At 69.3% G+C, this 15413-nt stretch carries 10 protein-coding genes and 1 tRNA gene; 2 read left to right on the top strand and 9 right to left on the bottom strand.

Annotated features, from left to right (window positions below; translation table 11 throughout):
* Positions 1 to 57: 57 nt before the first annotated feature.
* Positions 58 to 1734: a DUF885 domain-containing protein gene (locus RWS82_RS04755; RefSeq protein WP_314647406.1), complete on the bottom strand. Its 1677-nt coding sequence runs from the start codon at positions 1732 to 1734 to the stop codon at positions 58 to 60.
* Positions 1735 to 1771: 37 nt separating this feature from the next.
* Positions 1772 to 4405 carry a DNA polymerase I gene (gene polA, locus RWS82_RS04760; protein ID WP_314647407.1) on the bottom strand — a complete coding sequence of 878 codons (2634 nt, stop codon included), beginning with the start codon at positions 4403 to 4405 and terminating at the stop codon, positions 1772 to 1774.
* 46 nt (positions 4406 to 4451) lie between these two features.
* Here polA and RWS82_RS04765 point away from each other — a divergent pair, with 46 nt between their 5' ends.
* Positions 4452 to 4880, top strand: a complete 429-nt coding sequence (locus RWS82_RS04765; protein WP_314647409.1) for a hotdog fold thioesterase — start codon at positions 4452 to 4454, stop codon at positions 4878 to 4880.
* Here RWS82_RS04765 and RWS82_RS04770 read toward each other — a convergent pair.
* The gene (locus tag RWS82_RS04770) at positions 4855 to 5289 is read right to left on the bottom strand and encodes a GNAT family protein (protein ID WP_314647412.1); all 435 of its coding nucleotides are present in this window, start codon (positions 5287 to 5289) and stop codon (positions 4855 to 4857) included. The two genes, RWS82_RS04765 and RWS82_RS04770, sit on opposite strands and share 26 nt — an antisense overlap.
* Positions 5290 to 5430: 141 nt before the next feature.
* The gene (locus tag RWS82_RS04775; RefSeq protein WP_314647414.1) at positions 5431 to 6048 is read right to left on the bottom strand and encodes a response regulator; all 618 of its coding nucleotides are present in this window, start codon (positions 6046 to 6048) and stop codon (positions 5431 to 5433) included.
* 101 nt (positions 6049 to 6149) lie between these two features.
* On the opposite strand from RWS82_RS04775, the gene RWS82_RS04780 reads away from it, so the two are divergent.
* Positions 6150 to 6232: transfer RNA gene (locus RWS82_RS04780), tRNA-Leu, on the top strand.
* A 12-nt stretch (positions 6233 to 6244) separates the two neighbouring features.
* On the opposite strand, the gene RWS82_RS04785 is transcribed toward RWS82_RS04780, so the two are convergent.
* From RWS82_RS04785 to gltB, 5 genes are all read right to left on the bottom strand, one after another.
* Positions 6245 to 6913 carry an alpha/beta hydrolase gene (locus tag RWS82_RS04785; RefSeq protein WP_314647415.1) on the bottom strand — a complete coding sequence of 223 codons (669 nt, stop codon included), beginning with the start codon at positions 6911 to 6913 and terminating at the stop codon, positions 6245 to 6247.
* Positions 6910 to 7713 carry an alpha/beta hydrolase gene (locus RWS82_RS04790; protein ID WP_314647417.1) on the bottom strand — a complete coding sequence of 268 codons (804 nt, stop codon included), beginning with the start codon at positions 7711 to 7713 and terminating at the stop codon, positions 6910 to 6912. Before RWS82_RS04790 ends, RWS82_RS04785 begins: the two co-directional genes overlap by 4 nt.
* 126 nt (positions 7714 to 7839) lie before the next feature.
* Positions 7840 to 9288 (bottom strand): pyruvate kinase, encoded by a 1449-nt coding sequence (gene pyk / locus RWS82_RS04795; protein ID WP_314647420.1) that lies wholly within the window; start codon positions 9286 to 9288, stop codon positions 7840 to 7842.
* A gap of 55 nt (positions 9289 to 9343) precedes the next feature.
* A complete protein-coding gene (locus RWS82_RS04800; protein ID WP_314647423.1) occupies positions 9344 to 10810 on the bottom strand; it encodes a glutamate synthase subunit beta in 1467 nt (488 codons plus the stop codon).
* Entirely contained in the window at positions 10803 to 15326 is a 4524-nt protein-coding gene (gltB, locus tag RWS82_RS04805; protein ID WP_314648193.1) for a glutamate synthase large subunit, read from the bottom strand. Before gltB ends, RWS82_RS04800 begins: the two co-directional genes overlap by 8 nt.
* Positions 15327 to 15413: the final 87 nt, after the last annotated feature.

Consider the following 15413-nt stretch of genomic DNA (forward strand, 5'->3'; position numbering starts at 1 on the left):
GATCAGCCCTTCCTATTCAGGTGAATGAACATCGGTCGGAGCCGCGGCATTCCCGGCTCAGCGCGGCAGCAGCACCGACCGCAGGGTGTCGAGGCCGACGCCACCGATGTCGAGGGCGCGTTTGTGGAAGTCCTTGAACGAGAACCGCTCTCCCTCGCGCTGCTGCACGGTCTCGCGCACCTGCTCCCAGATGCGCTGACCGACCTTGTACGAGGGCGCCTGTCCCGGCCACCCGAGGTATCGGTTGACCTCGAACTGCACGAACTGGTCCGACATGTTCACGTTGCCGCGCATGAAGTCGAGGGCGTAGGCAGCATCCCAGATGCCGTCGCCCTCCAGGCGGGGCTTGCCCAGGTGCACACCGATGTCGAGCACGACGCGCGCCGCCCGCATGCGCTGGCCGTCGAGCATGCCGAGGCGGTCGGCCGGGTCGTCGAGGTACCCCAGCTGCTCCATCAGCCGCTCGGCGTAGAGCGCCCAGCCCTCGGCGTGCCCCGAGGTGCCGGCGAGCAGACGTCGCCAGGAGTTGAGTTCGGCACGGTTGTACACCGCCTGAGCGATCTGCAGGTGATGGCCGGGGACGCCCTCGTGGTAGACCGTGGTGAGCTCGCGCCAGGTGTCGAACTCGGTGACGCCCTCCGGCACCGACCACCACATGCGGCCCGGCCGGGAGAAGTCGTCGGTCGGCCCGGTGTAGTAGATCCCGCCCTCCTGGGTCGGGGCGATCATGCATTCGATCGTGCGGATCGCCTCCGGGATGTCGAAGTGCGACGCGGCGAGCTCGGCGACGGCCCGGTCGCTCGTCTCCTGCATCCAGCGCTGAAGTGCATCAGTGCCCACGAGTTTGCGCGCCGGATCCGCCTCGAGGTGCGCGACAGCCTCCTCGACCGACGCCCCGGGGACGATCTCGTTCGCGATCGCGGTCTGCTCGGCGACCATGCGCGCGAGTTCCTCGCGCCCCCACTCGTAGGTCTCGTCGAGATCGATCGTCGCTCCGAGGAAGCGTCGCGAGTTGAGGGCGTACAGGTCTCGACCCACGGCGTCGATGTCGGATGCCGCGGGCACGAGCTCCTCCGCGAGGAAGCGTCGCAGCTCGTCGTATGCGACGCGCGCGGCCGCGGAGTTGTCGGCGAGCGTCCGGGCGAGCGAAGCAGGGAGCTGTCCCTCGTCGGGCGCGGCGTCGGCGACGAACGACGCGAAGAACCCGTCGTCGGCGGTGTATCGGTCGATCTGGGTGGCGACCTCGACGACCTGTCGGCGTGCGGGCGTCACACCCTGGGCGATGCCCTCGCGCAGGGTGGCGGTGTATCCGCGCAATGCATCGGGCACCGCCGCGAGGCGCTGCGCGATGACCGACCAGTCGTCGGCACTGCCGGTGGGCATGAGGTCGAATGCAGACCGCACATCCTGCGCCGCCGAGGCGATGACGTTGAGGTCGCGCAGGTGCCACTTCGCCTCGTGCAGTTCGAGGTCGAGGCGCAGCTCGGCACCGAGATCGGTCTTCGTCACCTCGTCGATCGCGTCGACCGGCTCGAGGGCGGACAGCTCGTCGAGCGTCCGTCGCGTCGCGGCGGCGACCTCGGCGTGACCCTCGGGACTCAGATCGCCGAAGCGACCGTTGACCTCGTCGCGCCCGATGTAGGTGCCGAGCGTGGGCGCCAGGTCGACCAGGGTGTCGACCCAGCGCTCGGCGACCTGGTCGATGGCGGTGGGGTTCCGAGGGGTGGAATTCATGCGCACCAGCCTACTGGCGACCCGTCGCCCCGTCCGGTCAGTGGGCCGCCTGGTTCCAGTCGTCGCCGCGTCCGACCTGCACGTCGAGCGGCACGCGCAGGTCGGCGGCGTCGCCCATACGGGTGCGGACGATCCGTTCGGCCGCGTCCCACTCCCCCGGCGCCACCTCGACGACGAGTTCATCGTGGATCTGCAGCAGCACGCGGGAGGCGAGACCCTCTCGACGGATGTCGTCGTGGATGTGGAACAGCGCGATCTTCATGATGTCGGCCGCGCTGCCCTGGATCGGGGCGTTGAGCGCTGCGCGCTCGGCGTTCTCCCGCAGAACCCGGTTGGGGCTCGACAGATCGGGGAACGGGCGTCGTCGGCCGAAGATCGTCTCGGTGTAGCCGACCTCCTTCGCCGCGAGCACCGAGGCCCGCAGGTAGTCGCGCACCGCTCCGAACCGGGCGAAGTACTCGACCATGAGCTGCTTGGCCTCGGACTGCTCGATCCGCAACTGCTTCGAGAGGCCGAACGCCGACAGCCCGTACACGAGGCCGTACGACATCGCCTTGACCTTCGTGCGCATGGCGTTCGTGACATCGGCCGGGTCGACGCCGAAGACCCGGGCCCCGACGAACCGGTGCAGGTCCTCGCCGCTGTTGAAGGCCTCGATGAGACCCTCGTCGCCGGACAGGTGCGCCATGATGCGCATCTCGATCTGCGAGTAGTCGGCGGTCAGAAGAGCCTCGTAGCCCTCACCCACCTGGAACGCGCTTCGGATGCGGCGGGACTCCTCGGTGCGCACCGGGATGTTCTGCAGGTTCGGGTCGGTGCTCGACAGTCGACCGGTCTGGCTGCCGGTCTGCACATAGGTGGTGTGGATGCGGCCGTCGGCGCCGATGGCGGTGTCGAGCGACTCGATGATCTGGCGGAGCTTCGTCGCCTCACGGTGCTGCAGCAGCAGGTTCAGGAACGGGTGCGGGTGCGACTCCTGCAGGTCGGCGAGCACGGCCGCGTCGGTCGAGTAGCCGGTCTTGGTCTTGCGGGTCTTGGGCAGCTGCAGGTCTTCGAACAGCACCTCCTGCAGCTGCTTCGGGGACCCGAGATTGAACTCGCGACCCACGATGCCGAACGCCTCCTGTGCGAGCACGTCGGCGCGCGCCGACAGCTCGCCCGAGAACGTCGAGAGCACGTCGTGCGACACCGCCACTCCCGCGAGCTCCATGTCGGCCAGCGTCAGCAGCGTCGGCAGCTCGATGTCGGCGAGCACGGTCGCGACCGATTCCGGGAGGTCGTCGCGCAGAGCGGTCGCGACACGCAGGGCGAACCACGCCTCCTGCGACGGGGTTGCGCCCTCCGTCTCGGGCACCAGCTGCGAGGGATCGGCTTCGGGCAGCTTCTCGCCGAGGTACCGCTCTGCGAGGTCGCCGAGGGTCTTGTCGGGGAAGCTCGGTCGCAGGAGCCAGCCGGCCAGGCTCGTGTCGTACGCGAGTCCGCCCAGACGCACGCCCGCTCGGCCGAGCGCCTTGATCTGCACCTTCGCGTCGTGCAGCACCTTGGGGCTCTGCGACTCGAACCAGGGACGGATCGTCTCGGCGAGGGCATCCGACCAGTCCGCCTCGCGGAGCTCGGTCTCGGTGGCCAGGCCGATACGCGTCGGGAGCCCGCCCTGCGTCATGATGCGGACGGCGATCTCTCCGTCGACCGATTCCGTCCAGGCAGCGAGGTCGTGCGGAGCCGCTTCGACGGGCGTGGGAAGTTCGACGACGGACGCCGGGTCGTCGGCGACCTCCCCCGCTCCGACGGCCTCGAAGACGCGCGGTAGCAGCGTGCGGAACTCGAGACGGGCGAAGATGTCGCGCACCGCCTGGGCGTCGATCGGCGTGACGGCGAGATCACCCGGGGACACCGGCAGTTCGACGTCGCGCAGGAGCCGGTTGAGCTTGCGGTTGCGACGCACGTCGTCGATGTGATCGCGGAGGTTGCCACCGACCACGCCCTTGATCTCGCCGGCGCGGTCGAGCAGCTCATCGAGCGAGCCGAACTGCGTCAGCCACTTGACCGCCGTCTTCTCGCCGACCTTCGGCACGCCGGGGAGATTGTCGCTCGTCTCGCCGACCAGCGCAGCGATATCGGGGTACTGCTCCGGCCGCACGCCGTACCGCTCGTGCACCGTGGTGGGGTCGTAGCGCTTGAGCTGCGAGACGCCCTGCACCGACGGATAGAGCAGGGTGACGTCGTCGGTGACCAGCTGGATCGTGTCGCGGTCGCCCGAGACGACGAGCACGTCGAAGCCCTGCTCGGCGCCCTGCGTCGAGAGGGTCGCGAGGATGTCGTCCGCCTCGAAGCCGTCTTTCGTCAGCACCGGGATGGACATGGCCGCGAGGCAGTCCTGCAGCAGCGGGATCTGCCCGCGGAACTCCTGCGGCGTCTCGGAACGGGTCGCCTTGTACTCGGGGTACTCGTCGGTGCGGAAGGAATGACGGGACGTGTCGAACGCGATCGCCATGTGCGTGGGCTGCTCGGCCTTGATGAGGTTCACCAGCATCGACAGGAAGCCGTAGATGGCGTTCGTGTGCTGGTTGTCTTTCGTGGTGAAGTTCTCGACCGGCAGCGCGAAGAAGGCACGGTAGGCGAGCGAATGGCCGTCGACGACCATGAGGGTAGGCTTTGCGGAGTCCGTCACTCTGCCAGCCTAACGAGGACCACGGACACGCGTCGGAGGAGGATGCATGAGCGAGGTCGCGACCAGCGAAGGACTCGATTGGGCGGCCGCTCGCGGGATGGGGGCGCTGGCCGAGAAGATGGGCCTGGAGTTCACCGAGTTCACGGTCGAACGATCCGTCGCGACGATGCCGGTGGAAGGCAACACACAGCCGGTCGGCCTGCTGCACGGCGGCGCCTACGTCGTGCTGGGAGAGTCGCTCGGTTCGATGGCCGCGAACCTGCACGCGGGGCCGGGGCGTCTCGCCGTCGGAGTCGACATCAACGCCACCCACACGCGCTCGGCGACCTCAGGCATGGTGACAGGGGTCTGCACGCCGATCCACCTGGGGCGCAGCATGACCGTGCACGAGATCGTCGTGACGGATGATCAGGGCCGACGGTGCTCGACGATCCGCATCACGAATCTGATCAAGGACGCCCCGACGGAGCGCTGATCCCCTCGCTGATCCCCTCTTCCAGCAGACGCTGGAAGAGGATGTGGTCCTGCCACTCCCCCGCGATCTTCAGGTAGCGCGGCGCCAGGCCGATGCGCGTGAAGCCGTTCGCCGCGAGCACCCGCTGGGACGCGAGGTTGTGCGGAAGGGTCCCGGCTTGAACGCGATGCAGGCCGAGTTCGTGGCGCGCATATCCCAGCACGTGCGCGACGGCCGCCGAGGCGAACCCGCGCCCCTGCAGACGGGCATCCACCCAGTAGCCGAGGTCGGCGTTGTCGAATGCCCCGCGCACGATGCCGTTGAGGTTGAACCGGCCACGGATCTCGCCCTCCGGCCCTTCGATGACGAACCGCGCGGCCCGACCGGACGACGTCTCGGCCAGCGACCGACGCACGTCGGCGTCCTGCACGGCCGTGGTGAAGAACGAGGGGGGGGCGCAACGGCTCCCACGGCTCCAGATGCGCCCGGTTCGCGGAGTACGCCCGGGCGAGCGCCGCACCGTCGTCGGCGCGCAGCAGGCGGAGGGAGTGCTCGGCGTCGAGCGCGAACACTACTTCTTCGGAGCGAGCTGCTCGATGATCGCCTTCGCGACGTCCTGCATCGTGAGGCGACGGTCCATGGAGGCCTTCTGGATCCAACGGAACGCCTCGGGCTCGCTCAGCCCCATCTTCTCGTTCAGCAGCCCCTTCGCGCGGTCGACGAGCTTGCGGGTCTCGAAGCGCTCGACCATGTCGGCGACCTCGGCCTCGAGCGTGATGATCTGCTCGTGACGGGCGAGGGCGATCTCGATCGCCGGCAGCAGGTCGTTCGGGGTGAACGGCTTGACGACGTACGCCAGTGCGCCGGCCTCGCTGGCCCGCTCGACGAGCTCCTTCTGGCTGAACGCGGTCAGCAGCACGACGGGCGCGATATTGCCCTTGTGCAGCTTCTCGGCGGCGCTGATGCCGTCGAGCTGGGGCATCTTCACGTCCATGATGACCAGGTCGGGGCGCAGCTCGGTGGCCAGAGCGACGGCGGTCTCGCCGTCGCCGGCCTCGCCCACCACGTCGAAGCCGTTGTCGCGGAGGATCTCGACGATGTCGAGACGGATCAGCGATTCGTCTTCGGCGACGACGACGCGTCGGGGTGCGGAGGACGTGGGCTGCTCGGCCTGTTCTTGCTCGGTCACACGACCATGCTACCGGAGTCGCCTGTGCCGACGGCGGTGCGCCGCGGCGCGGTCACGGGAAGCGGCGATCGCTGCGCTACAGTCGTAGACGCGACACACGAGCCGGCGTGGCGGAATGGCAGACGCGGAGCACTCAAAATGCTTTGTCCTCACGGGCGTGTGGGTTCGAGTCCCACCGCCGGCACCGATCGGGCGATCAGTCCCCCGCGAGAGCGGCGACCTCGGCGATGACCCGCGGGTCGGCCAGCACCCGGAAGTGGCCGCCCGTGTCGAGCCGCACGTTCTTCGCCCCGGGGAGTTCGCTCCCCTCGGGGATGTGCGGATCGAACGAGCCGTAGACCGACACGATGCGGGCGTTCACCTCGTGGTGCCGCCCGAGCGAGACGATCCCGGGGTCGTCGGGCGAGAACGCGCGCAGCGTGCGGGAGGGCAGGTGCCGGGCGTACCGCGAGCCGCCGAACGGCGTCGCCACGGCGACCATCCCGCGCACCCGAGCACCCTCCTCCCCCACCATCGCGAGCTTGCCCGCCAGGCCGCCCTTGCTGTGCGCGACGATGACGACGTCGTGCAGATCCCGCTCGCGGAGATGGTGTTCGACGATCGCCGTCATCTCGGCCACGGGGCGCTGGCTGCGCTCGAGGGCGTCGAGCACATGGATCGGATGCCCCTGCCCGTGCAGATGGGCGATGAGCGGTTGCAGGAACCGCCAGGTCTCGTACACCCCGGGGAGCACGACGATCGTCGTCCGGGAACCGTCGGCGAACGCGTCGGCGGATGTCCTGCTGGTGAACGCGCGCACCTGCCAGTAGCCGGCGTAGACGTAGTCGGCGGCCCACCAGGCCGCGCGGCGGGCGAGACCCCTCATGCGGCGTCACCACGGGGCGCGTCCGCGGCCTCGACGGGCAGCGAACGCGGCCACGCCCCCGCGACGTGCGAGAGGATCGCCGACGCCACGGCGCGCGGTGCGGACTGCTGCACGACATGGTGCGCCCCCGGAACTTCCACGCTCCGGGACACGGGCGCGAGATCCCGCAGGCGGCGCGTCCAGTCCCTGCCCGCGATGGGATCGTTCTCCCCCCGGATCACCAGGAGGGGAACGGTCAGCTCGGCGACGCGGTCCTCGAGGGGGTGGGTGAGCATGTGACGCGCCTGCGTGAGGTACCAGCGGATGCCGCACCGCAGGTAGTCCGTGAAGACCACCAGGTTGATGAGGGGCGACTCTCCGAACGTGTCCACGGCGAGGGCGCCGGCCTGGGCCGGGAGGGAGCGGTGCGCATCGTCGGCGACCGGTCCCATCGCGACGACGCCCTGCACCCGGTCGGGATGACGGACCGCCAGCTCGACCGCCCACTGCGCACCCATCGAGTGTCCCACGACGACGACCGGTCCCTCGGTCACCGCGGGCAGCACGGCGGCGAGGAGGTCGGCCATGCGGGCGATGTCGAGATCCTCCCCCGGCTTGGGCAGTCCCCCGAACCCGGGGAGGTCGATCGAGGCGACGCTGCCGCGCAGGGCGAGTGTGCGGTGCAGACGGGTGAGGTAGCGATGCGACATGCCGATGCCGTGGATCAGCACGAAGAACGGGGCATCGGGTTCGGCATGCAGACGACTCGTGATGCGGAACACGCATCCGTCGACGGACACGAGGCGGCGCAGATCAGGCATGACCGAACCGTATCGAGCATCCTGTCGCGGCGGGAACAGGCTTGACGCGGCCACGCACGGCTGCCAACCGGACGGGAACGCCGGAGGGGACGAGGCCGAAGCCCCGTCCCCTCCGCGACCCGTGGGTCAGGCGTTCTCCTTGTAGATCGGAGCCGCACCGCCGACCGCATCCCCGACCTTGTGGACGCGGATGTCGTTGGTCGAGCCGACGATTCCGGGAGGGGAACCCGAGATCACGACGACCTTGTCGCCCTCGGCCGCCAGACCGTTGGAGAGCAGGTAGTCGTCGACCTGGAGGTACATGAGGTCGGTGTGCTGCACCATCTCGACCAGCGTCGAGCGGATGCCCCACGTCAGAGCCATCCGACGGCGGATGCCGGGCTCCGGCGTGAACGCGAGCATGGGGATGCGCGAGCGCAGGCGCGAGAGACGGCGGGCGCTGTCACCCGACTGGGTGAACACGCAGAGGAACTTGGCCTCGACGAACTCGGCGACCTCGAGTGCGGCGAGCGTGATCGCCCCACCCTGGGTGCGCGGCTTCGTGGTGAGCGGCGCGATGCGCTCGAGGCCGTGCTCCTCGGTGGACTCGATGATGCGGGCCATCGTCTCGACGACGACGACCGGGTAGTCGCCGACGCTCGTCTCGCCCGACAGCATCACGGCGTCGGCGCCGTCGAGCACGGCGTTGGCGACGTCGGAGGTCTCGGCGCGGGTGGGCACCGGGCTGTTGATCATCGACTCGAGCATCTGGGTCGCGACGATGACGGGCTTGGCGTTGCGGCGCGCGAGCTCGACGGCGCGCTTCTGCACGATCGGCACCGCCTCGAGCGGCAGCTCGACGCCGAGGTCGCCACGAGCGACCATGATCCCGTCGAAGGCGTCGACGATCTCTTCGAGCGCGTCGACCGCCTGCGGCTTCTCGACCTTGGCGATCACGGGAACGCGCACGCCCTCCTCCGCCATGATCTCGTGCACGCGGGTGACGTCGGACGCGTTCCGGACGAACGACAGGGCGATGAGGTCGGCGCCGGTGCGCAGGCCCCACCGCAGGTCATCCTCGTCCTTCTCGCTGAGCGCGGGGACGTTGACGGCGACGCCGGGCAGGTTGATGCCCTTGTTGTTGGAGACCGCGCCGGCGACCACGACGCGGGTGGTCACGGTGACGCCATCGGTCTCGACGACCTCGACGCGCACCTTCCCGTCGTCGATGAGGAGGAAGTCGCCGGGCTTGACGTCCTGGGGCAGCCCCTTGAACGTCGTGCCGCAGATCTCCTTGTTGCCGATGATGTCTTCGGTGGTGATCTTGAAGATGTCGCCCTTGGCGAGCTCGTAGGGTCCGTCCTCGAAGCGGCCGAGGCGGATCTTCGGGCCCTGCAGGTCGACGAGCACGGCCACGGCGCGACCGGAGTCCTCGGCCGCGCGGCGCACGTTGGCGTAGTTGTTGTCGTGCACGGAGTAGTCGCCGTGGCTGAGGTTCAGGCGGGCCACGTCCACGCCGGCGTCGATCAGTGCGCGCACGGTCTCATAGGTGGAAGTGGCAGGGCCCAGGGTGGCGACGATTTTCGCGCGTCTCAACGGATTCTCCAGGGTGATAGGGGGATGTAAATCGGGCGACGGTGCCGGCCTCAGCCTACGCGGGCTGCAGACCGATCGCGACATCGCGCGGACGCACCGGCGACGGGAGCACGGTCTCGCCCATGAGGTAGGCGTCGACGCTCGCGGCGGCGGCGCGGCCTTCGGCGATCGCCCAGACGATGAGCGACTGGCCGCGCCCGGCATCGCCGGCCACGAACACACCGGAGACCGACGACTCGTAGGAGTCATCGCGCTGGAAGGCACCGCGGTCGGTCGTCTGCGGACGCAGGTCGTCGGTGAAGCCGTCGGCCTCCGGCCCCGTGAAGCCCATCGCGATGAGCACTAGGTCGGCAGGGATCTCCCGCTCGGTCCCGCTCTTGGGAACACGGCGGCCGTCGACGAACTCGGTCTCGGCGACACGGATCGCACGGACCTCGCCGACCTCGTTCGCGAGGAACTCGACGGTCGACGCGAGGAAGACCCGCTCGCCCCCCTCCTCGTGCGCGGACTGCACCTCGAAGACGGTCGGCATCATCGGCCACGGCTGGTGGTCGGGCCGCGACTCCCCCGGCTGCTTGCCGATCGCGAGGTTGGTCACGCTGAGGGCGCCCTGACGGTGGGCGGTACCGATGCAGTCGGCGCCGGTGTCGCCGCCGCCGATGACGACGACGTGCTTGCCCTCGGCCGTGATCTGGTCGGGCACGGCGTCGCCGGCCACGGCGTGGTTCGACTCGACCAGGTATTCCATGGCGAAGTGGACCCCGTGCAGGTCGCGCCCGGGGATCGCGAGATCGCGCGGTACGGTCGAGCCGGTCGCGATGACCACGGCGTCGTAGCGCGCGCGCAGATCGGCCCACGAGATGTCCTTGCCGATCTCGACTCCGGCCCGGAAGCGGGTGCCCTCCTCCTGCATCTGGCGGAGGCGCGACTCGAGCTGCGTCTTCTCCATCTTGAAGTCGGGGATGCCGTAGCGCAGCAGGCCGCCGATGCGATCGTCGCGCTCGAACACGGCGACCGTGTGGCCCGCACGGGTCAGCTGCTGAGCCGCGGCGAGACCGGCGGGGCCGGAGCCGACGACCGCGACCGTCTTGCCCGTCAGACGCTCGGGGGGCTCGGGCTCGACCCAGCCCTTCGCGAACGCCTCGTCGATGATCGAGACCTCGATCTGCTTGATCGTCACCGCCGGCTGGTTGATCCCCAGCACGCACGAGCTCTCGCACGGCGCCGGGCACAACCGGCCGGTGAACTCCGGGAAGTTGTTGGTGGCGTGCAGGCGCTCGATCGCGGCGCGACCTTCGCCGCGCCAGGTGAGGTCGTTCCACTCCGGGATGAGGTTGCCGAGGGGGCACCCGGAGTGGCAGAACGGCACACCGCAGTCCATGCAGCGGCCGGCCTGCCGCTTGATCACAGCGCTGTCTCCGCGCTCGTAGACCTCTTTCCAGTCCATGATGCGCACGGGGACCGGTCGGCGCGGCGGCAGCTCGCGCTCGGTCACCTTCAGAAAGCCTTTGGGGTCAGCCACCGGTCACCTCCAGGATGCGGTTCCAGACGATGTCGCCGTCGGGGTCGATCCCCTCGGCCAGAGCCTCTTCGCGCATGGTGCGCACCGCGGCGTAGTCGCGCGGAAGCACCTTCACGAACTCGGCGGAGACCTCCTCGAAGCGCTCCAGCATCGCGGTCGCCAGAGGGGACGACGTGCGTTCGGCGTGCTCGACGAGCAGCCCGCGCAGCACCTCGAGATCGGCACGGTCGAGCGCGTCGAGGATCAGCTCGCCGCTGCTGAGCGACTGGGCGTTGATCTTCGCGGTCTCGAGGGCGTGGACGTAGGCCACTCCCCCCGACATCCCGGCGCCCAGGTTGCGTCCCGTCGGCCCGAGGATGACGGCCAGGCCCCCGGTCATGTATTCGAGCGCGTGGTCGCCCACGCCCTCCACGACCGCCGTCGCGCCGGAGTTGCGCACGAGGAAGCGCTCGCCCACGACGCCGGAGAGGAACATGGTCCCCGCGGTGGCGCCGTAGCCGATCACGTTGCCCGCGATGACGTTCTCGTGCGGAGCGATCGCCGAGCCGCGCGGCGGACGGATCGTGATGTCGCCGCCCGACAGGCCCTTGCCGACGTAGTCGTTCGCGTCGCCCTCCAGGCGCAGCACGATGCCGGGCGGCAGGAAGGCGCCGAGCGACTGACCCGCCGTGCCCCGAAGGGTCACGTCGATGGTCTCGCGCGGCAGACCGGCCGCGCCGTGGCGCGCCGTCACCTGGTGCCCGAGCATGGTGCCGACCGCCCGCTCGGTGTTCGCGATCGGAAGCTCCACGACGACGGGCTCGGCGTTCAGCAGAGCGTTCTTGGCGATGTCGATGAGCTGCACGTCGAAGTGCTTGTCGAGCTCGTGATCCTGCGTCCGGCGGCTGCGACGTGCCTCGCCGGCGGGGAATGCCGGGCCGTCGAGCACCGGACCGAGATCGAGCCCCTCGGCCTTCCAATGCTCGACCGCTGCGTTCGTCTCGAGCAGCTCCGTACGGCCGACGATCTCGTCGAGCGAGCGGAACCCGAGCTCCGCGAGCAGCTCCCGGACCTCCTCGGCGATGAACTCCATGAAGTTGACGACGAACTCCGGCTTGCCGGTGAACCGCTCGCGCAGCGCCGGGTTCTGCGTCGCAACGCCGACCGGGCAGGTGTCGAGGTGGCAGACGCGCATCATGATGCATCCGCTCACCACGAGCGGGGCGGTCGCGAAGCCGAACTCCTCGGCGCCCAGGAGGGCTCCGATCACGACGTCGCGGCCCGTCTTCAGCTGTCCGTCGACCTGCACGACGACACGGTCGCGCATGCCGTTGAGCATGAGCGTCTGCTGCGTCTCGGCCAGACCGAGCTCCCACGGCGTTCCCGCGTGCTTCAACGAGTTGAGCGGGCTGGCCCCGGTGCCGCCGTCGTGGCCGGACACGAGGATGACGTCGCTCAGCGCCTTCGCCACACCCGCCGACACCGCGCCGATGCCCGACTGGCTCACGAGCTTGGTGTGGATGCGCGCCTCGGGATTCGCCCGCTTCAGGTCGAAGATGAGCTGCTTGAGGTCTTCGATCGAGTAGATGTCGTGATGCGGGGGCGGCGAGATGAGGCCCACCCCGGGCGTACCGCCACGCGTGCGGGCGACCCACGGGTACACCTTCTGCGGCGGCAGCTGACCGCCCTCGCCGGGCTTCGCACCCTGCGCGAGCTTGATCTGGATGTCGTCGGCCTCGGTGAGGTACTGACTGGTGACACCGAACCGACCGGAGGCGACCTGCTTGATCGCGCTGCGACGCTCGGGGTCCATCAGACGATCGGCGTCCTCGCCGCCCTCGCCGGTGTTGGACTTCGCGCCGATGCGGTTCATCGCGATCGCCAGGGTCTCGTGCGCCTCCTGCGAGATGGAGCCGTAGCTCATCGCACCGGTGGAGAAGCGCTTCACGATCGACGAGACGGGCTCCACTTCGTCGATCGGCACGGGCTTGCGGGTGCCCGTGCGCAGCGCGAAGAGCCCGCGCAGGGTCTTCAGTTCGGCCGCCTGATCGTCGACGAGCTTGGTGTACTCGCGGAAGATGTCGTAGCGGCGGGTGCGCGTCGCGTGCTGCAGCTTGAACACCGTCTCGGGGCTGAACAGGTGGGGCGACCCGTCGCGGCGCCACTGGTACTCGCCGCCCGTCCACAACCGCTCGTGCGCTCGGGCCGCCGCGTCTTCCGGGTAGGCGTAGTCGTGGCGCGCCTGGTTCTCGGCGTAGACCTCTTCGATCCCGATTCCGCCGAGCTTCGACTCGGTGCGGGTGAAGTACGCGTCGATGAACTCCTGGCTGAGACCCACGGCCTCGAACACCTGCGCACCCGCGTAGGACGACACCGTGGAGATGCCCATCTTCGACATGATCTTCAGCACGCCCTTGCCGAGCGCGTAGATGAGGTTGCGCACCGCCTTCTCGGGCGTGATGCCGGTGATGTAACCGGTGCGAGCGAGGTGCTCGACCGTCTCCATCGCGAGGTAGGGGTTGATCGCGGATGCGCCGTAGCCGATGAGCGTGGCCACGTGATGGACCTCGCGCACGTCGCCGGCTTCGACGATCAGACCGACCTTCATGCGGTTCTCGCGGCGGATGAGATGGTGGTGCACGGCCGCGACCATCAGCAGCGATGGGATCGGGACGAGGTCCTTGTTCGAGTCGCGGTCCGACAGGATGATGAACTCCGCGCCGGCTGCGATCGCCTCGTCGACCTCGCCGCACATCTCGTCGAGACGGGCGGCCAGGCTGTGGGGGCCCGCATCGAAGTGGTACAGGCCGCGAATCGTCACGCTGGAGCGGTCGGGCAGCGCCTTGTCGATGTGGCGGATCTTCGCCAGCTCGTCGTTGTCGATGACGGGGAAGTCGAGCGACACCGTTCGGGTGTGCTCCGGGCCCCAGGTGAGCAGGTTGCTCTCCGGCCCCAGACCGAGCTTGAGGCTGGTGACGACCTCTTCGCGGATGGAGTCCAGCGGCGGGTTGGTGACCTGCGCGAACTGCTGGGTGAAGTAGTCGAAGAGCAGGCGCGGCCGCTTGCTCAGCACGGCGATGGGAGTGTCGGAGCCCATCGCGCCGAGCGGCTCCGCACCGTTCTGCCCCATCGGGGTCAGGAGGATGCGAACCTCTTCCTCGGTGTAGCCGAAGGTGCGCTGGCGGCGGGTGATGGATGCCGGCGGGTGCACGATGTGCTCCCGCTCGGGGAGTTCCGCGAGACGCACGTTGCCCGCATCGAGCCACTCCTGCCACGGCTCGAGCGTGGCGAGGTCGTGCTTGATCTCCTCGTCCTCGACGATGCGACCCTGGGCCGTGTCGACGAGGAACATCTTGCCGGGGCGCAGGCGGCCGCGGCGCTTGATGCGCTCGGGCTCGAACGTGAGCACGCCGGTCTCCGAACCGATGACGATGAGTCCGTCGGTGGTCTCGGTCCATCGCCCGGGGCGGAGCCCGTTGCGGTCGAGCGTGGCGCCCACCTGGGTGCCGTCGGTGAAGATGAGGGCGGCGGGGCCGTCCCAGGGTTCCATCTGGTTCGAGTGGTACTCGTAGAAGGCGCGCAGCTCCGGCGAGATGTCGGCCTGCTTCTCGTACGCCTCCGGCACCATCATCATGATGGCGTGCGGCAGGCTGCGCCCCGTCAGGGTGAGCAGCTCGAGCACCTCGTCGAACGAGGCGGAGTCGCTCGCGCCGTCGGTGCAGATGGGCAGCAGCGGCTTCATGTCGCCCAGCAGCTCGGATTCGAGCTGGGACTGGCGGGCGCGCATCCAGTTGCGGTTGCCGCCGACGGTGTTGATCTCGCCGTTGTGCGCGAGCATCCGCAGCGGCTGCGCGAGCGGCCACGACGGGAACGTGTTGGTCGAGTAGCGCGAGTGCACGACGGCGAGCTCCGAGGCGAACCGCTCGTCCTGCAGATCGGGGTAGAACGGCTCGAGCTGGAGCGTGGTGACCATGCCCTTGTACCCGAGCGTGCGGCTGGAGAGCGTGACGAAGTAGGCGCCGAGTTCGTGACCGGCGCGCTTGCGCAGGCGGTAGGCGACGCGGTCGAGCGCGATACCCGTGAGCGGGGCGTGGGCGTGGGTGGTGCCGCCGGCGCTCACGAAGAGCTGCTCGAAGGCGGGCCGGGCCTCGTCGGCGAGCTTGCCCAGGTTCTCGTTCGCGGTCGGCACGTCGCGCCATCCGAGCACCCGGAGGCCCTCGTCGCGGGCGATGCGCTCGATGCCGGCCTTCTGCTGGCGACGATCGCTCGAGTCGCGCGGCAGGAAGGCGAGACCGGCGGCGTACTCCCCCACCGGCGGCAGCTCGAACTCGGTGACCGCGCGGAGGAACGCATCCGGCATCTGCGTCAGGATGCCCGCTCCGTCACCGGTGCCGGCGTCGGAGCCGATCGCACCGCGATGCTCGAGGTTGCGCAGCGCCTCGAGGGCGAGCGCGATGATGTCGTGCCCCGCCTCGCCGCGGAGCGTCGCGACCATGGCGAGGCCGCAGGCGTCCTTCTCGAACGCCGGGTTGTACATGCCCTGCTTCGGGGGGTAAGCGCCGGAGGCGCCGTAAGGGGGCTGGAAGTACACCAGTAACCGTCCTCAGAGTCTCGAAAGGGAACC

The sequence above is a fragment of the uncultured Microbacterium sp. genome (assembly GCF_963528945.1).
Lineage (GTDB): Bacteria > Actinomycetota > Actinomycetes > Actinomycetales > Microbacteriaceae > Microbacterium.